This window comes from Nonomuraea sp. NPDC050556 (assembly GCF_044457355.1).
Classification (GTDB): Bacteria; Actinomycetota; Actinomycetes; order Streptosporangiales; family Streptosporangiaceae; genus Nonomuraea.
In genome coordinates this window covers 281,296-307,447 of the sequence record NZ_JBITGU010000008.1, presented here as the reverse complement: position 1 = coordinate 307,447, position 26,152 = coordinate 281,296, and the positions used below count along the sequence as shown (strand labels likewise).

The 26,152-nt window shown below is 71.0% G+C and carries 24 protein-coding genes; 15 read left to right on the top strand and 9 right to left on the bottom strand.

The features are described from left to right. The first annotated feature begins 23 nt into the window (after window positions 1-23). Window positions 24-902, top strand: coding sequence for a TetR/AcrR family transcriptional regulator C-terminal domain-containing protein (locus tag ACIBG8_RS53660; protein WP_397351181.1), 879 nt, complete (start codon window positions 24-26; stop codon window positions 900-902). 88 nt (window positions 903-990) lie between these two features. Then, window positions 991-1,254, top strand: coding sequence for a hypothetical protein (locus ACIBG8_RS53655; RefSeq protein ID WP_397351180.1), 264 nt, complete (start codon window positions 991-993; stop codon window positions 1,252-1,254). Here ACIBG8_RS53655 and ACIBG8_RS53650 read toward each other — a convergent pair whose 3' ends face one another. After that, window positions 1,255-2,619 (bottom strand): glutamine synthetase family protein, encoded by a 1,365-nt coding sequence (locus ACIBG8_RS53650; RefSeq protein WP_397351179.1) that lies wholly within the window; start codon window positions 2,617-2,619, stop codon window positions 1,255-1,257. Between the two features lie 68 nt (window positions 2,620-2,687). Between ACIBG8_RS53650 and ACIBG8_RS53645 the strand changes: the two genes are divergently transcribed. The 3 genes from ACIBG8_RS53645 (at window position 2,688) to ACIBG8_RS53635 (ending at window position 4,761) form a co-directional block, all read left to right on the top strand. Then, on the top strand, window positions 2,688-3,188 hold the full coding sequence (locus tag ACIBG8_RS53645; protein ID WP_397351178.1) for a SecDF P1 head subdomain-containing protein: 501 nt from the start codon (window positions 2,688-2,690) through the stop codon (window positions 3,186-3,188). An 86-nt stretch (window positions 3,189-3,274) separates the two neighbouring features. Next, on the top strand, window positions 3,275-3,808 hold the full coding sequence (locus ACIBG8_RS53640; RefSeq protein ID WP_397351177.1) for an EF-hand domain-containing protein: 534 nt from the start codon (window positions 3,275-3,277) through the stop codon (window positions 3,806-3,808). A gap of 20 nt (window positions 3,809-3,828) precedes the next feature. Then, window positions 3,829-4,761, top strand: a complete 933-nt coding sequence (locus ACIBG8_RS53635; protein WP_397351176.1) for a terpene synthase family protein — start codon at window positions 3,829-3,831, stop codon at window positions 4,759-4,761. On the opposite strand, the gene ACIBG8_RS53630 is transcribed toward ACIBG8_RS53635, so the two are convergent. Further along, the gene (locus ACIBG8_RS53630) at window positions 4,752-5,705 is read right to left on the bottom strand and encodes a DUF5937 family protein (RefSeq protein WP_397351175.1); all 954 of its coding nucleotides are present in this window, start codon (window positions 5,703-5,705) and stop codon (window positions 4,752-4,754) included. The genes ACIBG8_RS53635 and ACIBG8_RS53630 overlap by 10 nt on opposite strands. Window positions 5,706-5,766: 61 nt before the next feature. On the opposite strand from ACIBG8_RS53630, the gene ACIBG8_RS53625 reads away from it, so the two are divergent. The 6 genes from ACIBG8_RS53625 (at window position 5,767) to ACIBG8_RS53600 (ending at window position 15,050) form a co-directional block, all read left to right on the top strand. After that, a complete protein-coding gene (locus ACIBG8_RS53625) occupies window positions 5,767-6,957 on the top strand; it encodes an MDR family MFS transporter (protein WP_397351174.1) in 1,191 nt (396 codons plus the stop codon). Between the two features lie 39 nt (window positions 6,958-6,996). Continuing rightward, window positions 6,997-8,838 carry an ATP-binding protein gene (locus tag ACIBG8_RS53620; protein ID WP_397351173.1) on the top strand — a complete coding sequence of 614 codons (1,842 nt, stop codon included), beginning with the start codon at window positions 6,997-6,999 and terminating at the stop codon, window positions 8,836-8,838. Beyond that, window positions 8,813-10,279 (top strand): BTAD domain-containing putative transcriptional regulator, encoded by a 1,467-nt coding sequence (locus ACIBG8_RS53615; RefSeq protein ID WP_397351171.1) that lies wholly within the window; start codon window positions 8,813-8,815, stop codon window positions 10,277-10,279. Before ACIBG8_RS53620 ends, ACIBG8_RS53615 begins: the two co-directional genes overlap by 26 nt. 129 nt (window positions 10,280-10,408) lie before the next feature. Beyond that, entirely contained in the window at window positions 10,409-12,355 is a 1,947-nt protein-coding gene (locus ACIBG8_RS53610) for a sensor histidine kinase (RefSeq protein WP_397351170.1), read from the top strand. A gap of 32 nt (window positions 12,356-12,387) precedes the next feature. Further along, window positions 12,388-14,154 carry an NAD+ synthase gene (locus ACIBG8_RS53605; RefSeq protein ID WP_397351169.1) on the top strand — a complete coding sequence of 589 codons (1,767 nt, stop codon included), beginning with the start codon at window positions 12,388-12,390 and terminating at the stop codon, window positions 14,152-14,154. Continuing rightward, a complete protein-coding gene (locus ACIBG8_RS53600; RefSeq protein ID WP_397351168.1) occupies window positions 14,154-15,050 on the top strand; it encodes an aminoglycoside phosphotransferase family protein in 897 nt (298 codons plus the stop codon). The genes ACIBG8_RS53605 and ACIBG8_RS53600 overlap by 1 nt, the downstream gene beginning before the upstream one ends. Here ACIBG8_RS53600 and ACIBG8_RS53595 read toward each other — a convergent pair. Genes ACIBG8_RS53595 through ACIBG8_RS53580 form a run of 4 tightly spaced genes read right to left on the bottom strand, consistent with a single transcriptional unit; the run spans window position 15,026 to window position 19,105 of the window. Beyond that, window positions 15,026-15,562, bottom strand: a complete 537-nt coding sequence (locus ACIBG8_RS53595; RefSeq protein WP_397351167.1) for a TetR/AcrR family transcriptional regulator — start codon at window positions 15,560-15,562, stop codon at window positions 15,026-15,028. The genes ACIBG8_RS53600 and ACIBG8_RS53595 overlap by 25 nt on opposite strands. Further along, the gene (locus tag ACIBG8_RS53590) at window positions 15,559-16,761 is read right to left on the bottom strand and encodes a hypothetical protein (protein ID WP_397351166.1); all 1,203 of its coding nucleotides are present in this window, start codon (window positions 16,759-16,761) and stop codon (window positions 15,559-15,561) included. The genes ACIBG8_RS53595 and ACIBG8_RS53590 overlap by 4 nt, the downstream gene beginning before the upstream one ends. Then, on the bottom strand, window positions 16,758-17,132 hold the full coding sequence (locus tag ACIBG8_RS53585; protein WP_397351165.1) for a hypothetical protein: 375 nt from the start codon (window positions 17,130-17,132) through the stop codon (window positions 16,758-16,760). Before ACIBG8_RS53585 ends, ACIBG8_RS53590 begins: the two co-directional genes overlap by 4 nt. Continuing rightward, entirely contained in the window at window positions 17,129-19,105 is a 1,977-nt protein-coding gene (locus ACIBG8_RS53580; protein ID WP_397351164.1) for a hypothetical protein, read from the bottom strand. The genes ACIBG8_RS53585 and ACIBG8_RS53580 overlap by 4 nt, the downstream gene beginning before the upstream one ends. Before the next feature lie 175 nt (window positions 19,106-19,280). Here ACIBG8_RS53580 and ACIBG8_RS53575 point away from each other — a divergent pair, with 175 nt between their 5' ends. Together ACIBG8_RS53575 and ACIBG8_RS53570 are read left to right on the top strand one after the other, a co-directional pair. Further along, on the top strand, window positions 19,281-19,811 hold the full coding sequence (locus ACIBG8_RS53575) for an RNA polymerase sigma factor (protein WP_397351163.1): 531 nt from the start codon (window positions 19,281-19,283) through the stop codon (window positions 19,809-19,811). Next, window positions 19,804-20,058 carry a hypothetical protein gene (locus ACIBG8_RS53570; protein WP_397351162.1) on the top strand — a complete coding sequence of 85 codons (255 nt, stop codon included), beginning with the start codon at window positions 19,804-19,806 and terminating at the stop codon, window positions 20,056-20,058. Before ACIBG8_RS53575 ends, ACIBG8_RS53570 begins: the two co-directional genes overlap by 8 nt. A gap of 106 nt (window positions 20,059-20,164) precedes the next feature. Here the strand turns inward: ACIBG8_RS53570 and ACIBG8_RS53565 are convergent, their stop codons facing one another. Together ACIBG8_RS53565 and ACIBG8_RS53560 are read right to left on the bottom strand one after the other, a co-directional pair. Further along, complete coding sequence (locus ACIBG8_RS53565) at window positions 20,165-20,764, bottom strand: TetR/AcrR family transcriptional regulator (RefSeq protein WP_397351161.1); 600 nt, start codon at window positions 20,762-20,764, stop codon at window positions 20,165-20,167. Between the two features lie 7 nt (window positions 20,765-20,771). Beyond that, window positions 20,772-22,322, bottom strand: coding sequence for an MFS transporter (locus tag ACIBG8_RS53560; RefSeq protein ID WP_397351160.1), 1,551 nt, complete (start codon window positions 22,320-22,322; stop codon window positions 20,772-20,774). A 172-nt stretch (window positions 22,323-22,494) separates the two neighbouring features. Between ACIBG8_RS53560 and ACIBG8_RS53555 the strand changes: the two genes are divergently transcribed. Further along, on the top strand, window positions 22,495-23,448 hold the full coding sequence (locus ACIBG8_RS53555; RefSeq protein ID WP_397351159.1) for an intradiol ring-cleavage dioxygenase: 954 nt from the start codon (window positions 22,495-22,497) through the stop codon (window positions 23,446-23,448). Window positions 23,449-23,806: 358 nt separating this feature from the next. On the opposite strand, the gene ACIBG8_RS53550 is transcribed toward ACIBG8_RS53555, so the two are convergent. Next, window positions 23,807-25,009, bottom strand: a complete 1,203-nt coding sequence (locus ACIBG8_RS53550; RefSeq protein WP_397351158.1) for an MFS transporter — start codon at window positions 25,007-25,009, stop codon at window positions 23,807-23,809. A 133-nt stretch (window positions 25,010-25,142) separates the two neighbouring features. Between ACIBG8_RS53550 and panB the strand changes: the two genes are divergently transcribed. After that, complete coding sequence (gene panB / locus ACIBG8_RS53545) at window positions 25,143-26,036, top strand: 3-methyl-2-oxobutanoate hydroxymethyltransferase (protein WP_397351157.1); 894 nt, start codon at window positions 25,143-25,145, stop codon at window positions 26,034-26,036. The last annotated feature ends 116 nt before the right edge of the window (window positions 26,037-26,152 follow it).

The window sequence follows — 26,152 nt, the reverse complement described above, 5'->3', positions numbered from 1 at the left end:
GTGCGCTGGTATAGTGCACTAGTATGCAGGCGCCCTACCAGCGGATCGTCGCCGAGATCCGCCGACGCATCACCAGCGGCGAGCTGAAGCCCGGCGACCGGGTCCCGTCCACCCGGCAGATCACCGAGGAGTGGCAGGTGGCGATGGCCACGGCCACCAAGGCGCTCACCACGCTCGCCCAGGAGGGGCTGGTGCGCCCCATGCCGGGGATCGGCACCGTCGTGGCCGCCTCCCCGCCGCGCAGGCCGGTACGGCACGGCCGTACCGACCTCGTGCGCGCGGCCATCGACCTCGCCGACGCCGAGGGGCTGGCCGCGCTGAGCATGCGGCGGCTGGCCACCGAGCTCGGCACCCCGACCATGTCCCTCTACCGCGACGTGCGGGACAAGGAGCAACTCGTCGAGCTCATGATCGACGAGGCGTGCGGCGAGGACGTGTATCCGGACCCGCCGCCGCAGGGGTGGCGGGCGCGGCTGGAGGCCCTGGCCAGGCTGGAGTGGGCGGGCTACCGGCGGCACCCGTGGCTGGCGCAGGTCATGTCGTTCACCAGGCCCGTCTACGCGCAGAACGCGGTGGCGCGCAGCGAGTGGGCGATGGCCTCCCTCGACGGGCTCGGGCTGGACGCCAACACGATGCTGCACGTGTCGGTCACCGTCTCCGCCTACGTCAACGGCATCGCGATCAACCTCGAACCCGAGGCGGGCGCGGTGCGCGACACCGGGCTCAGCGACGAGGAGTGGCTGGCGAGCAGGCAGACGTCCATCACCTCCCTGATCGCATCGGGCCGCTTCCCGTACCTGGCCCACGTGCTGACCCAGCCGGGCCTCGACTACGACCTGGACACCTTGATGGAGTTCGGACTGACCCGGCTGCTGGACGGTCTGGATGTCATGTTCCGGTGACGGTCATACCGGTTGTTAGCCATCCCCTTCCCTATCAATAGTCACAGCTCTACATTTGTCACCATGCCGGGGGAAGGGGAGGTGGGGCATGGCCAGAACCGCACGCCGCGATGATCCGATCGCGCGCTGCTGGCCCGTGGACCGTTACGAGTTGCGCTGCGAGCGCCGCGGCGCCCCGCCGACAGCAGAGCGCGTACATTTCGCCCAGTACGCCGTGGCGGCCGCCCGCCGCCTCTACGACGCCCAGTGGGTCACCAGGGCCAGGGTCGTCCGCCTGGCCGACGGCGTCGTCATCCTCGACCTCAGCCACGGCGCCGAGCTGCCGGTGGAGCTCCCCGAGGCCGCCTGGTAGCTAGAGGACGGGGAGGTAGCGGCCGAGTTCGTATTCGGTGACCTGGCGGCGGTATTCGCGCCACTCCGTCCGCTTGTTGCGCAGGAAGAAGTCGAAGACGTGCTCCCCCAGCGTCTCGGCCACCAGCTCGCTCTGCTCCATGATGCCGATCGCCTCGTCCAATGACTGCGGCAGCGGCTGGATGCCCAGTGCCCGGCGTTCCGCGCTGGTCAGGGCCCACACGTTGTCCTCGGCCGCGGCCGGCATCTCGTAGCCCTCCTCGATGCCCTTCAGCCCGGCGGCCAGCACCAGGGCGAAGGCGAGATAGGGGTTGCAGGCCGAGTCGAGCGAGCGGAACTCGATGCGCGTCGACCCGCCCTTGTGCGGCTTGTACATGGGCACGCGGACCAGGGCGGAGCGGTTGTTGTGGCCCCAGCAGATGTACGAGGGCGCCTCGCCACCGGCCCCGGCGATCGCCTCGACGTCGCCCCAGAGGCGCTTGTAGGAGTTCACCCACTGGTTCGTCACGGCGGTGATCTCGGCGGCGTGCCGCAGCAGCCCGGCGATGAACGAGCGGCCGATCTTGGAGAGCTGGTACTCGGCGCCGGCCTCGTAGAAGGCGTTGCGGTCGCCCTCGAACAGCGACATGTGCGTGTGCATGCCGGAGCCCGGGTGCTCGGTGAACGGCTTGGGCATGAACGACGCCCAGATGCCCTGCTCCAGCGCGACCTCCTTCATGACCAGGCGGAAGGTCATGATGTTGTCGGCCGTGGTGAGCGCGTCGGCGTAACGCAGGTCGATCTCCTGCTGGCCGGGCGCGCCCTCGTGGTGGCTGAACTCCACCGAGATGCCCATCGACTCCAGCATCATGATCGCCTGGCGCCGGAAGTCGTGGCCCGAGCTGTGCGGGGTGTGGTCGAAGTAGCCGCCGAAGTCGATCGGCTCCGGCTTCTCGCTGCCAGGCCCCGGCCGGTTCTTCAGCAGGAAGAACTCGATCTCCGGGTGGGTGTAGAAGGTGAACCCCATGTCGGCGCACTTGGCGAGGGTGCGCTTCAGCACCCAGCGCGGGTCGGCGTGGGACGGCGAGCCGTCCGGCATGAGGATGTCGCAGAAGATGCGGGCGGCGCCGGGGTTCTCGCTGCGCCAGGGCAGGATCTGGAACGTGGCCGGGTCGGGCTTGGCGAGCATGTCGCTCTCGTACACGCGGGCGAAGCCCTCGATGGCCGAGCCGTCGAACCCGATGCCCTCGGCGAAGGCGCCCTCGAGCTCGGCCGGCGCGATGGCGACCGACTTGAGGAAGCCGAGCACGTCGGTGAACCACAGCCGGATGAACCGGATGTCGCGCTCCTCGAGTGTGCGGAGAACGAACTCCTGCTGTCGGTCCACTGTCCCTGCCTCTCTGTTCCCCTATAGTCTGCCCGCTCCGTGTTTCGCACACGTTACGAGGGGGACCTGTGAAGCTCACCCAGGTCGTGGCCATCGCGGCCGCGGCGGTGCTGGCGATCGGGATCGGCGCCGTGGTCGTGGTGCTGACCTTGAACGGCAGGCAGAAGCCTCCGGTGACGGCCGCCTTCCACCTGCTCCCCGTCGTCGAGGTCGCCAAGCCCCCCTGCGCGAACGGCTTCACGGCGGACAAGACCGGCGAGGAGTGCTACAGGACGCTGCCGGGCATCTCCAACATCAGGCCGGAGAAGGTCGCGGCGGGACAGGGCCAGGCGGGTGACTGGCTGATCCAGGTCGAGCTGAACAAGCAGGACGGCAAGGCGTTCGCCGACCTGACCACCCGGTTGTTCAAGGAGCCCGAGCCGCGCAACCGGCTGGCCGTCGTCATCGACGGCAAGGTGATCACCGCGCCGACCATCATCTCCCCCATTCCCGGCGGCACGCTGGAGATCTCCGGCGGCTTCACCCAGAAGACCGCGACGGAGCTCGCCAACAGCCTGGGCGGTAGCTGACCAATGACCCTTTGTCACGGGTAAAGGTGTGGCTCGCTGACAAAGGCCCCTCCCCCACCTAATGTGTGATCACGGGGGAGGCATCAATGGTTACTGACCTGCGCAATCGCAAGCTTGACCGGGCATTCGGCCACATGGATCTCGACGCCGACGGCACGGTCGGCCGCGAGGACCTGCTCGGGCTCGGCGCACGCATCCTGGTCGGTTTCGGCGAGTCGCCGACGACGACCACCGGCAGGAAGCTGATCGACAGCTTCGACGCCATCTGGGACACGCTGGCGGGCGACCGCGACGGCCGGATCACGGCCGAGGAGTTCCACGGCCGTATGACGGCGGCCTTCATCGAAGGCGACAGCTTCGAGCCGGTCTTCGCGCCCGCCGCGCAGGCGGTGGCCGAGCTGTGCGACACCGACGGCGACGGCCAGATCGGCCCGGCCGAGTTCCGGATCATGCTGAGCGCGTTCTGCACCGCCTACGACGACGTCGACGCCGCCTTCGACCGGCTCGACAGGGACGTGGACGGCAGGCTGTCGGTCGCGGAGCTGGTGGAGGCGACCAGGCAGTACTACACCGGCGACGATCCGCACGCCGCGGGCAACTGGCTGTACGGGCCGCTGTGAGGACCGGGGTGTTGTCCGCGGTGAAGTCCGCGGTGATGTCCACGCTGGTCCCCCGCTCCCGCGCCGCCACCAGGGCGGCGGAGTCCCTGCTTCCGCTGACCGGCCGCGTGCCCGCGATGGCCGAGCCGTGCCGCATGCACCCGTCCGTCTACGCGATCGAGGCGGCGGTGATCGACTGGGCCCGCCGTACCGGCCTGCGGGTCGGGCCTGGGGTGGGGTTCCACCGGATGGCCGGGCGGGCGTTCGCCGACTTCGACGTCGCGGCGGGCACGCTGTTCGCGCAGTGGCTGACGTGGCTGTTCCACCTGGACGACGACCTGGACGAGGAGGGCGCGCCGTACCCGAGGTTGTTCGACGGGCACGGCGAGCACCCGCTGGAGTCGTCGTTCGCCGAGCTGTGGCGGCTGACCAGCGCGCAGATGAGCGACGACTGGCGGCTGCGCTTCGCCACGCACCTGCAGATGCAGCAGGACGCGTGCGCGGAGGAGGCGCGCAACAGGGCCGAGGGCACGTGGCCGTCGCTGGCGGAGTACCCGGCGATGCGCAGGGCGACCGTGGGACCGTTCCTGTACGACCTGGTGGAGCCGTGCCTGGGCGTGGAGGTGCCGGTCGACCTGCACGCGGGCGAGCCGTGGCAGAGCCTGGTCGACGCCTGCAACGACGCGGTGGCCTGGTGCAACGACGTGGCGTCGGTGCCGAAGGAGCGCGGCGACGGCCACAACCTCGTGGTGATCGCGATGCGCGAGCTGGAGCTGGGCGAGCGGGAGGCGATCGCCTGGACGCTCGACCGGATCGCCGAGCGCTGCGCCGACATGCGCGCGGCCGCCCAGCGGCTGCGCCTGGACGGGCTCGACCAGCTCACCGCCAGGAACGTGGCCAAGGTGGCCTGCGCCTACCTGGCCGCGCCCAGGGCGCACCTGGACTGGCTGCTGGAGAGCGCGCGTTACGCCTGAGCCAGGGCGTCCCCGGTCGGGGTGCGGCGGTAGAGGACCTGCTTGCCGACGCGCATCCCGACCGCCAGCCCGCCGTCGCTGAGCACCCCGAGGTGCTGGCTGACCGCGCCGGGGGTGAGCTCGATGCGCCTGGCCAGCGCGGAGGTGGTGGTCGGCTCGGCCAGGGCGAGCAGGATCTGCGCCCTGCTCCTGCCGATGAGCGCGGCGAGGGCCCCGGGCGCGGGCGGCGGCCCCTGCTCCCACAGCGTGCCGACGCCGTCGACGGGGTAGACGAGCGCTGACTGGTACGGCGCGGCCATCACGGCGACCGACGGCCAGTAGAAGGCGCTGGGGATGAGCACCAGGCCGTCGCCGTGCATGTCGTGGCCGTGCTCGCACGGCCGGTCGATGAACAGCCGGTCGCCGGTCCACGACACGGCCGGGCCGAACCCGGCGAACAGCTCGCGCGCCCCGCCGGTGGCCAGCGAGCGCGACCTGCGCAGCACGTCCCGTTCGAGCAGGCTGTAGACGCGCGGCCAGTACTCGGCGAAGCACGCCTCCCAGAAGGCCTCCAACGCGTCGCACACCCGCGCGACCCCGGCCGCCGGATCGTCGCGAAATGCCGAAATAACCGGCGAAGGGGGCAGATCTCCCGCCTCCTCGAAGGCGGCAGAAGCGGGCGTCAGCCGTACCCGGGACAGCTCTTCGTGGAAGTCGGGCAACGGGGTGTCGGGCGGCGGGGTGAGGAAGTCGGCCAGGTAGCCCGAGGGCGGGACCAGGGCGAACAGCTCGTCGAGCTCCAGCGAGGACAGCCGGGGCCGCACGGCCTTGATCCACGGCAGGTGGATAGACTGCCGCGCCGGATCGCGCAGCGTACGCAGGCTGGCCACCAGCTCCCACATCGGGGAGAAGGCGAACCTGATCCGCGCGACGTCCTCCGGACTCAACACCCACTCGATCGCCATACCTTTTAGTGTGCGCTAAAAGGATCGCGGTCCGGGCACGCACCGAACGAAAGTACTCCCCATGAGCACCGCGACCTTCCTGCAGGCCAAAGTAGGCGGCCTGCCCAAACCGTTCTGGGCGCTGTGGACCGGAACCCTGGTGAACCGGCTCGGCACCATGGTCCTGCCGTTCACCGGCGTGTACCTGACCCAGGCGCGCGGCCTGTCGCTCGGCGCGGCCGGGCTGGTCATGGCGGTGTTCGGCGCTGGCTCGCTGGCCTCGCAGCTCCTGGCGGGCGTCCTGGCCGACCGGATCGGCCGCAGGGCCACGCTGGCGGGCAGCATGCTGGCCACCGCCGCGACCATGCTGGCGCTGGGGTTCTCCACGACGCTTCCGGCGATCATGGCGTCGATGTTCGTGCTCGGCCTGGTCGTCGACGCCTACCGGCCCGCCTCCAACGCGCTGGTGGCCGACCTCGTCTCGCCGGCCGAGCGGCCCAGGGCGTACGGCCTGCTGTTCTGGGCCATCAACCTCGGGTACGCCGTGGGCATGACGGGCGGCGGCTGGCTCGCCCAGCAGGGGTTCGCGCTGCTGTTCTGGATCGACGCGATCTCCAGCGTCGTCTTCGCCGTCCTGGTGTGGCGTGCCGTACCGGAGACCAAGCCGGAGGTGGCCGAGCAGGAGGGCGGGTTCGGCGTGGTGCTGCGCGACCGGGTCATGGTCGCCTTCACCCTGGTCATCCTCGGAAACGCGCTGGTCTACCTGCAGACCGTCACCATGCTGCCGGTGGCGATGGCCAAGGTGATGGGGCTGGGCGAGTTCGGCCTGGCGATGGCGCTGAACGGCGTGCTCATCGTGGTGGTGCAACCGCTGGTCTCCGACTGGCTGGGACGCAGGGACCTGTCGCTGACGTTCGCGCTGGGCGTGGCGGTGATGGGCGGCGGGTTCGCGCTGACCGCGTTCGTCAGCTCGCCCGTGTGGCTGGCCGCGACGATCGCGGTGTGGACGATCGGCGAGATCGTCACGGCGGGCATCGCGGGCACGATCGTGGCCGCGCTCGCCCCCGCCCACCTGCGCGGGCGCTACTCGGGGCTGTTCGGCTTCGCCTGGTCGCTGGCGTCGGTGCTGGCTCCGCTGGTCGGCAGCAGGCTGCTGGACGTCGGGCCCAAGACGTTGTGGTTCTCCATCGGCGGCATCGGCCTGGTCTCCGCCGTGGGCATGGTCGCGCTGGCCCCGGCGATCCGCAGGCGGGCCGCGTTGAACGAAAGTTAATTCGATTGTGGCTTTTTCCCGATATCTTCCCGTTCAGTCATGGGGAAAGCACAGGTGGCGAGGGGCGCGGCGATCGGTATCGCCGCGCTTTCCGTCGTTCTCGAGATAGCCGACATCTGGGTCACCGCCCAGTTGCCGCACTCGCCGTACACGCCGCTGCCGTTCGCCCCTGAGGACATGGCGGGCACCGCGTTCCCGCTGTTCGGCGCGGTCCTCGTCTACAGCAGGCCGCGCCTGGTCATCGGGTGGCTGCTGTGCCTCGGCGGGTTCAGCGCCGCCGCGAACATCCTGGCCGCCAACACCGCCCACCTGCTCGGCGACCCGCCCTCCCACTGGCCGATCGTCACGCTCACCTGGAACGCCTGCTCGCTCACGCTCGGCGTCCTGCTGCCGCTGCTCTACCCGACGGGACGGCTGCCCTCGCCGCGCTGGCGCTGGGTGGTCGCCGTGGCGGTGGCGTCGGTGGCGATCGACTGGGCGGGCAAGCTCGCCGGGCTGCCCCCGGTCAGGGAGGCGGGGCACGCTCTGCAGTCGCTGGCCATGGTGCTGGCGTTCGTCTCGCTGGCCGTACGGTTCCACCGGGGCGGGCCGGTCGAGCGGCGGCAACTGCTCTGGATCCTCGTGGTGTTGCCAGGCCTGCTGATCCCGTGGGTGGTGGGCGACCCGATCTGGTGGACGGCGACGCTGGTCATCCCGCTGATCCCGGCCGCCATCGCCGTGGCGGTGATGCGCTACCGGCTGTTCGGCATCGACACGCTGATCAGCAGGGCGCTGGTCGGCTCCGGCCTGGCCGTGGCGGTCGCGGGCGTCTACTTCGCGGCAGGAGCGGCCTCCAGCCTGTTCCTGTCCGGCGTCGACCGCATGGCGGGGCTGGCCGCGGCGCTCTTCGCCGGCGCGTTCTTCGCCCCGATGCGCAGGACCCTGCAGCGCGGCGTCGACCGGCTCCTGTACGGCAGCACCGGCGACCCGACGGCGCTGGCCGCGCTGGCCAGGCGGCGGCTGCAGCACGCCGACCCGGAGCACGGGCTGCTCGCCACCCTCGACGTGCTGCGCGAGGGCCTCTCCGTGACCGGCGCAGCCGTGGGCACGATCGAGTCGGGCACCGTGGGCGAGGCGGCCAGGAGCGTGCCGCTCGTGTGGCACGGCGAGCCCGTCGGGCTGCTGCTCATCGGCGCGCCCGACCGGCGCAGGTTCCCCGCCGCGCACGACGAGCGGGTGATCGCCACGCTGACCCCGTTCATCGCCGACGCCGCGCACGCCGTGCACCTGGTGGCCGCTCTGCAACGGTCCCGCGAGCGCATCCTGGCCGCGCGCGAGGAGGAGCGGCGCAGGCTCCGCCGCGACCTGCACGACGGGCTCGGCCAGTCGCTCACCGGCATGGCGATGTCGATCAACGCGGCCCGGCTGACCATGCGGGCCTCGCCGGAGCAGGCCGAGCGGCTGCTCGCCGACCTGCGCGAGGGCATGGACGCGGTCAACGGCGACATCAAACTGCTGGTCTACGGGCTGCGCCCGCCCGCGCTCGACGAGCTGGGCCTGGCGGCGGCGATCGAGGACCTGACCGGGCTGGCGGTCCGCACGTCGGGCGAGGTCAGCGGGCTGCCCGCCGCCGTCGAGGTCGCCGCCTACCGCATCATCCAGGAAGCCATCACGAACGCCCACAAACACTCCGGGGCGACCACCATGACGATCGCGCTCGACCGCGAGGACGACCGCCTGCGCATCACCGTGGCCGACGACGGCCGGGGCCTGCCCCCGGACGCGCGGCCAGGGGTGGGGCTGGCGTCCATGCGCGAGCGCGCCGCCGAGCTCGGCGGCACCTGCACAGTCAGACAAGCGGAAGGAGGCGGAACGGTTGTCCAGGCAGACCTACCGCTCTGACGTCGGAGTCAGGTTCAACGTGCTGGGACCGTTCCAGGCATGGCACGACGACGCCCCCCTGGATCTCGGGGGGCAGCGGCAGATGGCGGTGCTCGCCCGGCTCCTGGTCGCCAGGGGCAGGGCCGTGCCGGTGAACACGATCATCGACGAGCTGTGGCCGGGCAACCCGCCCGCGCAGGCGCTGTCGACCGTCCAGGGGTACGTCTCCCGGCTGCGCCGCGCCCTGGAGCCCGACCGCGCGCCGCGGCAGGAGGCCGAGGTGCTGGTGTCCGCGCCGCCCGGCTACGCGTTGCGCACCGAGGACGGCCACGTCGACTCCTGGCGGTTCGAGGCGCTGGTCAAGGCGGACGGCGGCCCCGAGCAGGTGTGGACCGCCATGGAGACGGCCCTCGATCTGTGGCGCGGACCGGCGCTGGCCGAGTTCGCCGACCTGCCGTGGGCGGCCACCGAGGCGGGGCGGCTGGAGGAGCTCCGGCTCGTCGCCGTCGAGCGGCGCGCCGACGCCGGGCTGCGGCTCGGTAGGGCGACGTCGATGGTCGCCGACCTGGAGGCGCACGCGGCGGCGCACCCGCTGCGCGAGGAGGCGTGGCGGCTCCTGGCGCTGGGGCTCTACCGGACCGGGCGGCAGGGCGACGCGCTGGCCGCGCTGCGCAGGGCCAGGGGGGTGTGGCGGGACGAGCTGGGGCTCGACCTGTCGGCGGTGCTGCAGCGGCTGGAGGCCGACATGCTGGCCCAGCGGCTCGACCTCCCCCCGGTGGAGGTCGAAGCCCAACGCGAGGCGGGCACGCTGCGGGTCGTGGTGGCCGACGATCAGGCTCTGGTGCGTACCGGCTTGAGGGTGGTCCTGGACAGCGAGCCTGGGCTGGAGTTCGCCGGTGAGGCCAGGGACGGCGAGCAGGCCATCACGGTGGTCGGCGAGACCGCGCCCGACCTCGTGCTGCTCGACATCCAGATGCCCAGGCTGGACGGGCTCACCGCGGCGCGCAGGATCCTGGCGGAGAAGAACCCGCCGAAGGTCGTCATGATGACCACGTTCGGCACCGACGAGAACCTCTACGCCGCGCTGCGGGCCGGGGTGAGCGGGTTCGTGCTCAAGACGTCGCCGCCCGAGCAGCTCGTGGCCGCGATGCGCGCCGCGGCCGCCGGTGACGCGCTGATCGATCCGGCGGTGACGACGCGGATCATCTCGGCGTTCGCCGGGCGCACCGACCCCGGCGCTCCCCCGGCGCTGGCCGGGCTGGCCGACGCGCAGCTCGACGTGCTGAAGCTGGTGGCGCGCGGCATGACGAACCGGCAGATCGCGCAGACGCTCGCGCTGCCCGACCCCGCCGTCGCCGCGACCGTCGCGGGGCTGCTGGAGCACCTGGGGCTGTTCGACCGGGCGCAGCTCGTCGTGGCCGCCTACGAGAGCGGGCTGATCAAGCCGGGGGCGGGCTCCTAACAGAATGAACCCTCACTTCGAGAGCGCCCAGAAAGCCCCAGGGGGGAGACCCTCCCGTCTATGCCCCTCTCTCCCTTTTGAGGGGAGAGATGTGTGGGGGAGGTCTTTTTGTTAGGGGTTCCTCAGCGGATGGCGGCCGTGCGGGGGGTCGCGGTCGCGGCGGTGCTCGCGGTCGTGTCCGTATGCCTGACCGTCGCCGGGCTCGTGGTGCAGTTCGGGCTGCCGCTCGCGTGGCGGCCCGAGGTGCCGATGGCCGCCGACGTCCCTGCCGGGCTGACGTTTCCGGTGGTGGGCGCGTTCCTGGTGCTCCAGCGGCCCAGGCACGTGCTGGCGTGGCTGATGTGCTGGGGCGGGCTGGCCTGCGCGCTCAACGTGGCGGGCAAGGCGGGCATGCTGCAGGCGGCGGCGTCGGGCCAGATGGAGCTGGCCGGGGTGCTGCGCAACGTCGGCGCGACCGGGTGGGCGGCGGGCGGGGCGCTGCTGGCCGTACTGCTGCCGCTGTTCGCTCCCGACGGGCGGCTGCCGTCGAGGCGCTGGCTGCCCGTGTCCGTCCTGGCCGTCGTGGTGACGCTGGTGGAGGTCGTCAGATCGCTGCTGCGTCCCGACCCGAGCCTGGACGGTTATCCGTACCCTGTCGTGATCGCCAACCCGCTCGCTGTCGACTTCCCCTTCTCCGAGGCGCTTCACCAGGGGGTCTTCTGGGCGCTGCAGGCGCTGATCGTGTCCGCGCTGGTCTCGATGGTTCTGCGGCTGCGCGGCGCCGACCCCGTCGTCAGGCGGCAGATCGCGTGGCCGCTGGCGGCGTTCTCCGCGTATGTCGTGTGCCTCCTGGCCGGGCCGGGGTGGTGGGCCGCGCTGGTGGTCGCGACGGCGCTGATCCCGGTCGCGATCGCCTTCTCCGTGCTGCGTTACCGGCTGTTCGACTTCGACGAGCTGATCGGGCGGGCGCTGGTGGCCGGTGGCCTGCTGGCCGCCGTCGGCGCGGCTTACCTGGCCGTGACCGGCGCCGCCAGCGTTTTCGTCGCCGGGTACGACCACGCCGCCGGGCTCCTGGCAGCCGTCGCCACCGGCGCGTTCTTCCACCCCCTTCACGTACGGCTGCGCCGCCTGGTCGACCGCGCCATGTACGGCACGCACGGCGATCCCCGCCGGTTGACCGCGCGGCTGGCCGACGAGGTGCGTGACGGCGACCCGGTCACCGCGCTCGCCGCGGTCACCGAGGTCACCAGGGACGGGCTCGGCGCCACCGGCGTCGCCGTGGAGGTGCTCGGCGGGCGGCGCGCCGTCTCCGGCGAGCTCGGCGACGCGCCGCGGGCCGTGCCGTTGGTGTGGCACGGCGAGCCGGTCGGCACGCTGCTGGTCGGGCCGCAGGGGGCGCGCAGGTTCTCGCGCGACTACACCGAGCGGCTGGTCGCGGCGGCCGCGCCGTACCTCTCCGACGTCGCGCACGCGGTCAGGATGTCGGCCGACCTGCAGCGCTCGCGCGAGCGCATCCTGACCGCGCGCGAGGAGGAGCGGCGCAGGCTGCGCCGCGACCTGCACGACGGGCTGGGCCAGGCGCTGGCCGGGATGTCGATGTCGCTCGCCAGGGCCGGGGACTCGCCCGGCGCCGCCGACCGGCTCCTGGGCGACCTGCGCGAGGGCATGAACGAGGTGGCGCAGGAGGTGCGCGAGCTCGTCTACGGGCTGAGCCCGCCGACGCTGGAGCAGCTCGGGCTGGCCGGGGCGGTGCGCGCGCTGGCCGGTCCAGGCGTCGTGGTGGAGACGCGCGGCGACCTGGAGGGGCTGCCCGCCGTCGTCGAGACGGCCGCCTACCGCATCGCGCAGGAGGCGCTGACCAACGCGGCCAAGCACGCGCGGGCCTCCTGGGTGCGGGTGTCGCTGCGCAGGACCGCCGCCGGGCTGGCGGTGCGGGTGGAGGACGACGGGGTCGGCGTGCCCTCCGGCGCGGAGTCCAGCGTGGGGTTCGCCTCGATGCGCGAGCGCGCGGCGGAGCTGGGCGGCTCGTGCGCGATCCTGCCGCGCGCGGGAGGCGGGACCAGGGTGAAGGCGACACTCCCCTTATCGTCTGTTTGACGATAAGAAAGCTGGAGTACTAGGCTACTTGTGTGGCCTACCTGCGCATAGCCCTAGCCCAAGACAACCCTGCGGTCGGCGACCTGTCCGGCAACGCCGACCTGCTCCTCGACAGGACCCGCCAGGCGGCCGAGCGCGGCGCGCACCTGGTCGTCTTCACCGAGATGTTCCTCACCGGCTATCCGGTCGAGGACCTGGTGCTGCGCACGTCGTTCGTGGACGCCAGCATCGCCACCGTGGCGTCGGCCGCCAGGCGGCTGGCCGAGGAAGGGCTGGGCGGGCTGCCCGTGGTGGTCGGCTACGTCGACCGCGCCGGGCTCGCGCCCCGCGTGGGGCAGCCCAAGGGCGCGCCGCTGGACGCGGCGGCCGTCCTGTACGAGGGCAGGGTCCTCATGCGTACGGCCAAGCATCACCTGCCCAACTACGGCGTCTTCGACGAGTACCGCTACTTCGTGCGCGGCGACCGGCTGCCGATCTTCCGCCTGCACGGGGTGGACGTCGCCATCGCCGTCTGCGAGGACCTGTGGCAGGAGGGCGGGCCCGTCGCCGTGGTCGGGCGGGCGGGCGCCGGGCTGCTCGTCGTGCCGAACGCCTCGCCGTACGAGCGGGACAAGGACGACGTGCGGCTCGAACTGGTCGCGCGCCGGGCACGCGAGGCCGGGTGCGCCCTCGCCTACGTCAACCAGTTCGGCGGGCAGGACGAGCTGGTCTTCGACGGCGACTCGCTGGTCGTCAGCGCTTCGGGCGAGCTGGTGGCGCGGGCCGGGCAGTTCCGCTCCGAGCTGCTCGTCGTGGACCTCGACCTGCCCCTCGCCACGGCTCCCGTCGAGCCTGCCGCCTACGACGCGGGCGACGGCACGACGATCACCGTCGAGCGGGAGGTGCTGTCGTCGGCGCCTCTCTCCAGTGAGCCCACGCCCGCGCCGATCGCGGAACGGCTCGACGACGCCGGGGAGGTCTACTCGGCGCTGGTGCTCGCCGTCCGCGACTACGTCGCCAAGAACGGCTTCCAGTCGGTCATCCTGGGCCTTTCCGGCGGCATCGACTCGGCGCTGACCGCCACCATCGCCTCGGACGCGATCGGGCCCTCGCGGGTGCACGTGGCGATGATGCCCTCGCGCTACTCCTCCGACCACTCGCTGGGCGACGCCGAGGAGCTCGTGCGCAGGCAGGGCGTCAACTCCAGGATCGTGCCGATCGCCGACATCGTGACCGCCTTCGAGAAGGAGATCGCGCTGAGCGGCCTGTCGGCGGAGAACCTCCAGGCGCGGGTGCGCGGCATGATCCTCATGGGCCTGTCGAACGAGCACGGGCACCTGGTGCTGACCACGGGCAACAAGAGCGAGCTGGCGACCGGCTACTCCACCCTCTACGGCGACTCGGCCGGCGGGTTCGCGCCGATCAAGGACGTGCCGAAGACGATGGTGTGGGAGCTGTCGCGGTGGCGCAACGCCCACACCGACCCGTCGTTCCTGCTCGACTGCGCCGCGCCGATCCCGGAGAACTCCATCACCAAGGAGCCCAGCGCAGAGCTGCGGCCCGACCAGCGCGACACGGACTCGCTGCCGCCGTACGAGGTCCTCGACCGGCTGCTGGACGACTACGTGGAGAAGGACATGGGCTCGGCCGAGCTCATCGCGGCCGGGCACGACGCGGAGCTGGTGGCCCGGATCATCCGGCTGGTCGACGTGGCCGAGTACAAACGCCGCCAATATCCGCCGGGCCCGAAGATCACGCCGAAGAACTTCGGGCGGGACCGGCGGCTGCCGATCACCAACCGGTGGCGTGAGAGCGTCTGATGGGGCGGCTGCACGACGACGAGGTGGACACCGACGCCGCTCTCGTCCGGCGGCTGGTGCGCCGGTCGTTTCCGCAGTGGAGTGACCTGCCGATCTCCCGGCTCGAGTCGGGCGGGACGGTCAATGCCGTCTACCGGCTGGGGTCCCTGCTGACGGTACGGCTGCCGCTGACCGAGGGCGGGACGAAGGACCTGGAGAAGGAGCGCAGGTGGCTGCCGGCGCTGGCGCCGCTGCTGCCGGTGGCGATTCCCGAGGTCGTGGGGATCGGCGCGCCAGGCGAGGGGTATCCGTGGCCGTGGTCGGTGCACCGGTGGATCGAGGGGGTCAACCCGGTGGAGGGGCGGGTGGTGGCACCGACGCAACTGGCCCGCGACCTGGCGGGCTTCGTCAGGACCCTGCGCAAGGCCGACGTCGCCGGTGGGCCGCCCGCGTACCGCGGCGTCCCGCTGTCGAGGGTCGACACCGCGACCAGGGACGCGATCACCCAGCTGGGTGAGAGCTTCGACGCGGTGGCGTTGGAGGCGGCCTGGCAGGAGTCCCTGTCCGCCGATCCCTGGACCGGCCCGCCGGTGTGGGTCCACTCCGACCTGATGCCCAGCAACCTGCTGGTCCGCGACGCCCGGCTCGCGGCCGTGATCGACTTCTCGACCGCGGGTGTCGGCGACCCGGCCTGCGACCTGATCCCCGCCTGGGGCCTCCTGCCCACCCACGCCCGCGAGGTGTTCCGCGCGGAGGTGGACGTGGACGACGCCACGTGGGCGAGGGGCCGCGGCTGGGCCCTCTCGATGGCCGCGATCCAGCTCCCGTATTACCGCACCACCAACCCCGTCATCTCCGCCAACGCCCGCCACGTCCTCCACGAGGTCCTCGCTCAGGGGAGCTTGCGGGACAGGTAGGCGTGGAGGAGGTCCTTGGTCTCGGCGACCATCAGGGGGTCGGCGTGGTGGGCGCGGAGCAGCCCGTCCGCCGCCTCCACGGCGGTCAGCAGGGTACGGCGGAGCCGTTCGTCGTCAGGGAGGCCCAGGCGGGGGGCGAGCACCGTGGCCAGGGCGTCGGCCACCTCGGCGCTCGCGCCGAAGTCCATCACCGCGAACCCGGGCACGTGGGCCTTCATGTCCAGGTACTCGTCCACCACCAGGTCGACCAGAGGCTCCCAGGTGGTCACCTCGTCGAGGCCGTCCGCGATCCTGGCCAGGAAGCGTTCCAGGTTGCGGTGAGCCAGAGCGTCGGCCAGGCCTCTCTTGTCGTGGAAGAAGCGGTAGATGGTCCCGATGGGCAACCCGGAGCGCGCCGCCACGGTCCGGGTGCTGAGCGCGTCGTATCCGCCCTCGTCGAGCAGCTCCGCCGCCACGTCGAGCATCTGGTTCACCCGCTCGACGCTGCGCTGCTGCACCGGAATACGTCTCATGTGGCAAACAGTAAGGTCAGCCCGCCGATGGTGTAGCAGACCATCAGCAGGAACAGCGGGATCTGCCCCGCGACCGCCCGCCCGTACGGCAGCAGCCGTACCGACCTGTCGTGCGCCGCGACCACGCCCAGCACGTGCCCCGCGATGATCGCGAGCACCTGGACGGTCGCGATCGTGCCCGCGCTCACCACCTCCGTGTTCACGACGAGCGGAAGCCGGAACCCGAGGATCACCGCCCGCTGCCCCTCGATGGCGAACAGCGAGAAGTAGTGCGCGATCAGGTAACCGATCGCGATCGGCACCAGCGAGTGCGCGAACGCCCCCGCCAGCCCCTTACGCCCGCCGATCACCCCTGCCAGTCCCAGACAGGCCGCGTAGAGAAGCCCGACCAGCAGGATCGCCGCGAGGAGCCCGAGCGTGCCGAGCCCCGTCCGCCCCAGCGGGCCGGTCTGCAGGGCGTCGACCCAGGCGGGCGCGTTGGAGAAGCCGTCGTACCCGGTGCTCCCGAGCAGCACGCACACCGCGGCGACCAGCCCGGGAGCGGGCGCGATCGCGTCGAGGCCGTTCAAGGGGCTGCGCAGCACGACCGACCCGTCGGAGCGGCGGCCGAGCACGGCCAGGTGGCCGATCAGCGTGGAGTAGACCTCGAACGGGTCACCGCGTTCCAGCCAGGCGTGGCCGTACACGAGGACGCCCACGGTCTGGGCCGCGCCGTACACCACGAGAAGGATCGCCAGCGTCGAGCGGGCGGCCGGCTCCGGCGAGACGAGCTCCATCCACGTGAAGGCGAACAGACCCAGCGCGGCAGGCCAATAGCCCACTTTCAACGGCAGGCGCGGCCGATCCGGGAGTAACCGGAAGGGGTTCAAGGAACGCCAGACCGGGCCGAACAGCAGCGAAGCGGGCACCAGCCCCACCCAGAAGAGCACATACACGAGGTACGGCGCGGCGTTGCCGTCGTCCGGCGCGAGCAGCCACCCGGCCGTGAAGAGCAGCGCCACCGCGCCGACCCAGCGCAGCGACGGCGCCTTCCACGGCAACACCCGCCCGGCCGCCTCGCCGCGGAAGCGCGAGTCCGCCCACAGCAGCCCGAGCGCCAGGAACGACACCACGAGCGCGGCGATCGCGCCCGCGTAGGCGTAGAACGCCGGGATCGGCAGGTCACTGCGGCTGCCGACCCCGTGCGCGAGAACGTTCATCGCACCGCCAGCTGGATGAGCACCAGCTTGCTGCCGTGCGTCTCCACCTCGAACACCCCCGTCATATCCGCCTTTATCGTGACGGTGATGGGTTTGCCGGGAGTGAGCGCCGCCTCGACGTCGTAACCGTGCACGTGCAGCTCGTCGGTCACGTCGCTGGTGACGGTGAGCGAGACGGTCTCCCCCTTGCGCACCTCCAGCCACCCGCTCGGCGGCGACACCCGGCCGCCCGCGATCGCGATGTCGGCGTGTGGCGCCCCCGGGCTCGGCGCCGCCGTCGCCACCTGGTGGCTGTTGCCGGGCCGGTGATGGGTCTCCGACAGCGGCCCGCACCCCGAGAGCAGGAGGCACAGCACGAGGACCCGCCTCATGCGGGTTCCAGGCGCCGCCGGGGCGCGAGCACCACGACCGCCCACAGCACCCAGATCCCGGTGAGCAACCCACGGATCCAGCCGGGACCGACGGGAATCAGCGGGATGAGGTGCACGAGCCGGTCGAAGGCGTCGGCCAGCGCCAGGAACCCCAGCAGGACCGTGAACCACCCGAACACCGGCCGCGCCCCACGGGCGACCGCGCCCACGCAGAGCAGCCACGCCCCGATGAACACCAGCGCGATCCCGGCGATCAGCGTGCTGTCCGCCGCGGCGCCCCAGACGTCGAGCACCAGCCCGATGAGCCCGTCGACCGTGCCCAGCGCGAGCAGCCATCCGCCTCTCAGCCGCCGCCACAGGAGCAGCGCGATCAGCGCCAGCACCAGCGACCCACCCAGCGCGAGCTGGGTCTCGACCTTGCCGAACCCGGCGGCCCCGAACCAGTCGCACCCCGCGGGCAGCCCCTGCGGCGTCGCGCTGAAGTCGGCGCACAGATACAGCTTGGCGATCTTCACCGGCTCCGCCAGCCACCTGCTCGACCCGCCGGACAGCTCGGGCGCCCTGGCCGCGCACGCGGGCAGCACCCGCGGCGTCGACGCCCCCGCGTCGCCCTGCCAGCAGTTGCCTGTGCCCTGGCCGTCCCACCAGACGTTGATGCCGTTGCCGTCGAAGCGGTTGCCCTCGTAGCGGTTGAAGTTCGAGGTGTCCGCCTGCTTGGCTAGCGCGCTCTCCCCGCGGATGAACGCGGGCACGCCGAAGAGCTGGAACCCGGCGCGCTTGTGGCCGGTCACGTTGTTGTTCCTGAAGATGTTGTAGTTGCCGCCCGCGACCAGCAGCCCGGTGCCCGGCGGGATGCCGACCTGCGGGCAGACGACGCCCTTCTCGTAGCCGCGCTCGGCGGGCGGCTTCTTGCAGGTGCCGTCGCGGGTGAAGGTGTAGTAGTCGCGGTTGTTGTTGTAGATCTTGTTGTTCTCGAACTTGGCGTGGTTCTGCGGCAGGCCGGGGTGGCTGGGCCACAGGCTGTCCATCGTGGCGCCGACCATGTTGTCGTAGAACTCGTTGTCGTGGACCCACATCGAGTCGCCCGCCGTACCCGAGTAGCCCAGGGCGTTGTCGTGCGACCTGCAGCCCTTGATCTCGATGGCGTAGCGCGGGACGTCGTGGCCCTTGCCGTCGTTGAGGTTGGAGGCGCTGCCGGGGTACAGGCCGCCGTCGCCGTTGCCGTACGCCTCGCAGTCGGTGTAGAGGCCGTGGTCGCTGGCGAAGGTGAGGAAGCCGTACTCGTCGGTCCAGCGGCCGAGCACCCTGTCGATGACGAAGCCGTCGGACTCCAGGACGTACAGGCCGTTGAAGGTGGTGCGCTGGGCGGTGAAGTTGCGGAAGTAGATGCCGTCGGTGCGGTCGGCGCGCACGGCGTTCAGCTTGCGGTACTGCGCGTCGATCACCACGTCGAGCGGGGCCGCGCCGGTGCCCTCGATCTGCAGGTCCTTCTTGCCGAGGACGGCGACGAGGTTCTGGTTGTGCGGGCAGGCCTGCTGCTGCTCGAAGGTGAGGATCTGGTAGCCCCAGCTGGACCAGCGGGCGGGGAGCTTGGCGCAGTCGCCGGTGGGCTGGGGCTGGCTGGGCTCCTCCTGGTAGAGGCCTGGGAGGATGGCGATGGTCATTCCGGGCTTGTCGACTTTGTCGACGGCTTCCTGCAGGTGGCGGGAGCCGGTCGCCTGACATTTCGCGAAGAGGTCAAGATTGCGCTGTTTGAGGTCGGCGGGGAAGGCGGCGATCCTCCGCTCGAAATCGGATTTATCAGCTTTGCAGACCAGGAGGTCGGGTTCTGCGGACCTGAGGGCCGGTACGGTTCCCGAGCCGTCGGGCAGCGTCACAGGACGCTCCTCGTGCGCGAGCGCGGCGGCCGCCGGTAACAGCAGGCCGAAGGTCAGGGCGACCAGGGTCGCGATCCTGCGGAAGGTGGGGGGCATGGCCCGGAGACTAGAACATTGTTCACGTTCTGCCTAGATGTGAATCCTTTGCTGACCCCCAGCCCTCTTATCCGTGTAATCCCGGATATGGAGGTTGTCATGACCGTTGTTATCGTCGTCGCCGTTGCGGCCGTGCTGCTCGGCACGTGCTCCGTCGTCGTCCTCAGGCGCCGTCGTGGCTAGCCCGGCCTGGCCCGCCGAGGACCTGGTCGTCGCCGCGCAGGCGGGGGACGTCGAGTCGATCACGGCGCTGGTGTCCTACTCGCACCCGCACGTCCGGCGGTTCGCCCACACGTTGTGCGCCACGCCCGAGGACGCCGAGGACGCGGCGCAGGAAGCCCTGATCATCCTTTATCGCAAGATCGGGGCGCTCCGGGCGGCGGCGGCGCTCGCCTCGTGGATGTTCCGCATCGTGCGCAACGAGTGCCTGCGCCGGGCCCGCCTGATGCCGCCGCCTCCGGTGCGCGAGGTCGCCCTGCCGTCCGCAGAGGACGAGGTGCTGCGCCGCCTGGAGGCGGGCAGGGTCGCGGCCGCGATCGCGAACCTGCCCGCCGACCAGCGGCAGGTCCTGATCCTGCGTGACGTCCAGGGCTACAGCGGCCCTGCGGTGGCCGGCGCGCTCGGGCTCAGCCTGCCCGCCATGAAGTCACGGCTGCACCGCGCCCGCGCCGCCGTACACCGCGATCTGAGGGGTGAGCATGGCTGAGCGTAGTTTCGCGAGTGCCTCGCTGACGCGCCACCTGGTGCGCGGCGTGGTGGGGTTCGGGGCGCTCGCCGGTGCGCTGGCGCTCCTGCCGGTGGTGGGGCCGCTCAGCCTGCTGCTCGCGCCGGTCGGCGTGCTGGCGCTGCGCGGCTGCCCCACGTGCTGGGCGATCGGGCTGGCGCAGACGCTCTCGATGGGGCGGTTGCGCCGTGAGTGCGTCGACGGGGTCTGCGAGCTGACCCGCACGTGAAAAGGCTCCTGTACGGCCAGGCCGTACAGGAGCCTTCTGCGACCAAGAACGCCCAACAAGAAGGACCTCCCTCAAAAGGGAAGAGGGTTCTCTCTGGAAGGTGTCTTCAGGGGGCGAAACCGGCGAAGAGCTGGTCGATGATCCGTGCTGACAGATCCTCGTTCAGCTCCTCTGCCCCGCCCCACTTCGTCTGGTAGATCATCGACCCGGACAGGGTCGCCATGGCCAGGTCGACGTCCAGGTCGGACCTCAGCTCGCCGGTGGCGACACCGCGCGCGAGAACCGCCTTGATCGCCGCCCTGCGGGGCTCGACCGCGATCTTCCTGAACCGTTCGAAGAGGTGCGGAAAGCGGTCGGACTCGCTCATCGCGATGTTCATGACGCACCGGGTGCGGACCTGGCCCGCCTCGTTGCGCATGACCTCCAGCAGGGTGATCAGGTCGTCGCGCACCGACTTGCCCGCAAGCTCGGGCATCGGCGCCTTGAGCGTGGCCAGCGCGTCGACGACCAGGTCCTCCTTGTTGGACCAGCGCCGGTAGATCGTGGTCTTGCCCACGCCTGCCCGCGCCGCGATCGCCTCGATGGACAGCTCGGACACCCCGATGCCCTCGCCGAGCAGATCGAGCGTCGCCTCGAGGATGGCCCGCTCCGCCTTCTCGCTACGCGGACGGCCCGCCGGGCGGGCCGTCGCCGTCTCAGTAGTCATCGCGGCCTCACACTACCGCTGGTTCCTTGTCTTCCACCTTCGCCACAGCGCGCACCTTGCCGGGCATCCACTTGGCGACCACGGCGACGCCCACCAGGGCGATGCCGGCGGAAACCAGGGCTGTCACGTGCATGCTGGTGATGAAGGCGTCGAACGCGGGCTGGATCAGCGCCCGTCCCTGCGCGCCGAGCTGGGGCAGGACCGACAGGGTGTCGGTGATGCTCTCGCCCGCCGTGTGCTTGAGGTTGTCCGGCACCGCCGCCAGGGCGGGCTCGATCTCGCTGCGGTAGTTGGTCGACAGGATCGAGCCGAGAACGGCCACGCCCATCGCGCCGGCCACCTGGCGGACGGTGTTGCTCATCGCGGAGCCGACACCGGCCTTCTCCCTGGGCAGCGAGTCCATGATCGCGGTCGTCGCCGGGGGCATGATGTTGGCCATCGCGGCGCCCTGGACGAAGAAGATGACCTCGATGACGATGATGTTGGTGTTCTGGTCCATCAGCGTGTAGCTGGCCAGCGCCAGGGTGACCACGATGAGGCTGATCGTCGAGGCGAGCTTGGCGCCCAGCGCCTGGTTCACCCGCTGGCTCAGCGGCGCGAAGATCAGCTGCGCGGCGGCGAACGGGATCATCAGGGCGCCCGCCTGCAGCGGCGTGAAACCGAGCACGATCTGCAGGTAGAAGACCAGGAAGAACATCCCGCCCATCATCGCGAAGAAGACGATGCCCATCATCGCGATGGCCGAGCTGAAGCGCACGTTGGAGAAGTTGCGCACGTCGAAGATGGGGTGGTCGATGCGCCGCTCCCACCAGACGAAGAAGCCCAGGACGACGAGGCCCAGCGCCAGCGGGCCGAGCGCCTGCACGTCGGTGAAGCTGGCGAGCTGGCCGCCGCGGATGATGCCGAAGCTGAGCGCGACCAGGCCGATGACCGACAGCACCACGCCGACCGGGTCGAGCTTGCTCGGCTTGGGGTCACGCGACTCGGGCACGATGGTGGCGATGAGAACCATGCTGATCAGCACGATCGGGACGTTGATCAGGAAGACCGAGCCCCACCAGAAGTGCTCGATGAGGAGGCCGCCGGTGATCGGACCGATCGCGACGGCCAGGCCGACGCCGCCCGCCCAGACGCCGATCGCCTTGCCGCGCTCCTGCGGCGGGAAGACGTTGGAGATGATCGCCAGCGTGGCGGGCATGATCGCCGCGCCGCCGATGCCCATGAGGGCTCTGGCGAGGATCAGCTGTGTCGGATCCTGCGAGTAGGCGCTGGCCAGGGAGGCCAGGCCGAACAACGCCATTCCGATGAAGAGCATGCGCTTGCGTCCGGTGCGGTCACCGATCACGCCGAACGTGAACAACAGCCCCGCGAACACCAGCGTGTAGGAGTTGATCGCCCACTCGAGCTGGCTCACCGAGGCCCCGAGTCCTTGTATGGGGTCCGCGATCGTTTTCAGCGCCACGTTGAGAATCGTGTTGTCGAGCACCACCGCCAGGAGGCTGAAAACCAGCACTCCCAGGATGGTCCACCGCTTCGGGTGTCCTGTCTGAACGTCCATGAGGGGTCCTTAGTTTCGATACGACTGTGTTTCGCAACGCGAGCGTATCGCATGATATTCCGATACGCAACGGGTTCGTTTCGTAAGTGGTTTTCTCAGGCTGGGCCAAGATCCCGTTGAGGCGGCGCGACCACGCTGGACCTGCAGTGATCCAGCGACTGGAAGGATGGCCATGACGGAAAACGAGCCCAGCCGCAGGCAGGTGATCGCCGGAATCGCGGCGATCGGCCTCGGCGCCGCCGCCTGCTCCAGCTCGGGCACGGGCTCCGTGTCGCCGCAGGTCACCGCCACCAGCGGCGGCGGGACGATCTGCGTGCTGACCCCCGAGGTGACCCAGGGTCCCTACTATCTGGCCGACCAGCTGGTCCGCTCCGACATCACCGAGGGCAAACCCGGCTTCCCGCTCAAGGTCACCTTCACCGTCGTCGACGTGACGGACGGCTGCAGGCCGCTGGCGGACACTCCCGTCGAGATCTGGCACTGCGACGCCTGGGGATACTACTCCGGCTACACCGACAAGGCCCCAGGGGGTACGGTCCCCGCGGAGGACGGCGCCGGGGACGACAGGACCTTCCTGCGTGGAGTGCAGGTCACGGGGGCTGACGGGACCGCGTCGTTCACCAGCGTCGTGCCCGGTTGGTACAGCCCGCGCGTCACGCACATCCACGTGAAGGTGCACCATGGCGGGGAGGTGGGGAAGACGTACGAGGGCGGCACTACGGTGCAGACCACGCAGGTGTTGTTCCCTGACGACGTGGTGACCGCGTGTGCGTCGTTGCCGCCGTACTCGCGGCATGAGCTGACGCCGACGAAGCTGTCAGACGACCAGGTGTACGGCGAGGCGAAGTCGGCGGGCGGCAACCCGGACGCGATGGTCCCCACTTTGAAGCCCATCACGGCGGGCTCGGTGAAGGACGGCTACACGATGACGATGACGTTGGGCGTAGACCCGGACCGCACCTCGGGGAACGGCGGCAACGGCCCAGGCGGCGGCACCCCACCGTCTGGCGGCCCAGGCGGCACGCCACCTTCAGACGGCCCCGGCGGCACCCCTCCTTCAGGCGGCACCCCGCCCAGCGGCTCTCCCCCATCGGGCTCCCCGGGAGACACCACCCCCACCAGCTAGCCCGCCGCGTTGGACAGCCGGGGACACCACTCCCACCAGCTATGGGCCGGTGGCCACGTCGGGGCTGGCGGGGCGGCGTAGCGGCGAGTGATGTGCACGCCCGCCGACCGTCTCCCTGGACAGCCGCCAGCCCACGTCGGCGGGTGGGCGTCCCCTGGCGCCAGCCGTACAGACAGCGCAACCCCAAGCACCGCACGGCGAGAAACCCTCACCGCGTGAAGCACCGCACGGCCAGAAACCCTGATCGTGTGAAGGGCCGTGCGACGAGAACACCCTCATCGCGTGAAGCCCCGCACGGCGAGTGGCCCCCTTCGCGTGAGGCAACCCACCCCCCACGACGGGGAGTCCTCGCGGGTGGTCAGTGGGCGGTGGCGAGTTCCTTGGTCCGGGCTGGGACCGGTGGGTGGCGGCGCCACAGGGGGACGGCGATCAGCACCATCAGCACCGCCACCGAGCCCCCCACCGCGAACGCCCACGACGGCCCGTGCGCGTCGATGATCGCCCCCGCGATCGGCGCCGAAGTCGCCCCGCCGATCAGCAGCGCCGTCCCGTGCAACCCCATCGCCTCACCACGAGCCCCGGCGGGCACCCACCGGCTCACCCTGTCCACCGTCGACGACAGCGCGGGCGCGCACAGCACCCCCGCGGGCACCAGCGCCGCGACCAGCCACCACCAGTCCACCGCCAGCAACCCGACGGGCACCGTCAGCAGCCCCATCACCAGGATGATCGCCAGCGGCGAGAACCCCCGCGGCAACCCGCCATACACGAACCCGCCGACCAGCGAATAAAGGCACCAGATCGCCACAGCCAGCCCCACCCAGGCGGTGTCCCCCGCCCGGTTCATCGTGGCCACCAGCGACAGCTCCGTGGCCGTCAGCACGAACGTCGCCGCGGCCACCGTCCCCAGCAGCGCCACGAACCCGGGCGTCAGCCACGTGCGCCTCGACACCTTCTCCGCCGGGGCCTCCAGCTCCTCGGCCGACCGCGTCGGCGGGTTGAGCACGATGAGCGCCACCCCCGACCCGGTCATCCCGACCGCGATCGCCGCCAGCGTGAACCCGCTGCCGAGCACCGTCACCCCGGCCACCGCCAGCGCGGGACCGGCCATGTAGGACAGCTCCACCAGCATGGAGTCGAGCGAGAAGCCCATCCTGCGCTGCTCCAGCGGCACCATGGCCGACAGGCACTGCCGGATCACGCTGAACACCGGCAACGCGAACAACCCTGCCACCAGGGCGGCCCCGACCAGCGCAGGAAGCGGCAGCAGCCAGGCCGTGCTCCAGAACAGCGCCTGCGCCACCGTGGTGGCCAGGAGGATGGGGCGCAAGCCGTACTTGTCGACGAACCTTCCCGACAGCGGCGAGCCGACCGCCATGCCGACCGTGCTCGCCATGCCCACCAGCCCGGCCTGCGCGTAGCCGAGGCCGAGGCCGGTGACGACGTGCAGGGTGAGCGCCATGCCGGTCGCGGTGGCGGGCACCCTGGCCAGCAGCCCGACCAGCAGCAACGTGCGGACACCCGGCAGTCGCAGCAGACGACGGTAAGGTTCGATAGCCATTTTGATTGCTTACCTCCGCCTCTATTGTGTCGCGCGGGACCGACAGTTTCGCCACTGGATATCGCGCCGTGCCATCATCGAAGGGTCCGGGTACGCCACAGGGGCGACTCGAGACGTCCACCGGAGGTGCACCATGTCCTCTACCGCTCACAACAGCGCGCCCGGCTCGGCCGCCGACGCCCCGAGTCTTGACCAGTACGGCGGGCCGGCAGGTCTTTACGGCGGGAAGCCCGGCCGCCGGGTGACCGTACGCGACATCGCCCTGGCCAAGGAGCGCGGCGAGAAGTGGCCGATGGTCACTGCCTACGATGCCATGACCGCGCGCGTCTTCGACGAGGCCGGGATCCCGGTCCTGCTGGTCGGCGACTCGGCCGCGATGGTCGTCTTCGGCTACGACTCGACGCTGCCCGTCACGGTCGACGACCTGATCTCCCTCACCGCGGCCGTAGTCCGTGGATCGTCGCGCGCCCTCGTGGTGGCTGACCTGCCGTTCGGTTCTTACCAGGCTTCCACGCAGCAGGCGCTGGAGACGGCGGCCAGGTTCATGAAGGTCGCGGGGGCCCACGCGGTCAAGCTCGAAGGCGGGCGACGGGTGCTTCCGCAGGTCGAGGCGCTGGTCTCGGCGGGGGTCCCGGTGATGGCGCACCTCGGTCTGACCCCGCAGTCGGTGAACGTGTTCGGCGGTTACCGGGTCCAGGGGCGGGGGCAGTCGGGCGAGGAGCTCGTCGCGGACGCCAAGGACCTGGAACGCGCGGGCGCCTTCGCCATCGTCCTGGAGTGCGTGCCCACCGATCTTGCCGAGCGCGTGACGACGTCGGTGTCGATCCCCACGATCGGTATTGGCGCGGGGGGCTCGACGGACGCGCAGGTGCTGGTGTGGCAGGACCTGATGGGCCTCACCCGGACTCCGGCGAAGTTCGTGAAGAAGTACGCCGATCTGGCGAGCGACATGGACCGCGCGGTCCGCACCTTCGCCCACGAGGTAGCCAGCGGCACCTTCCCAGGCCCAGAACACACCTACAACTAACCCCAACGCGGGGCGCCTTAAAGGCGCCCCGCCCACCCACATGACTACCGCGCGCGGGTTTCGGCGCGGGGTTGCGGGCGCGGGGGTTGCCCATGCGTGGCCCTTTAGGTGGCGGG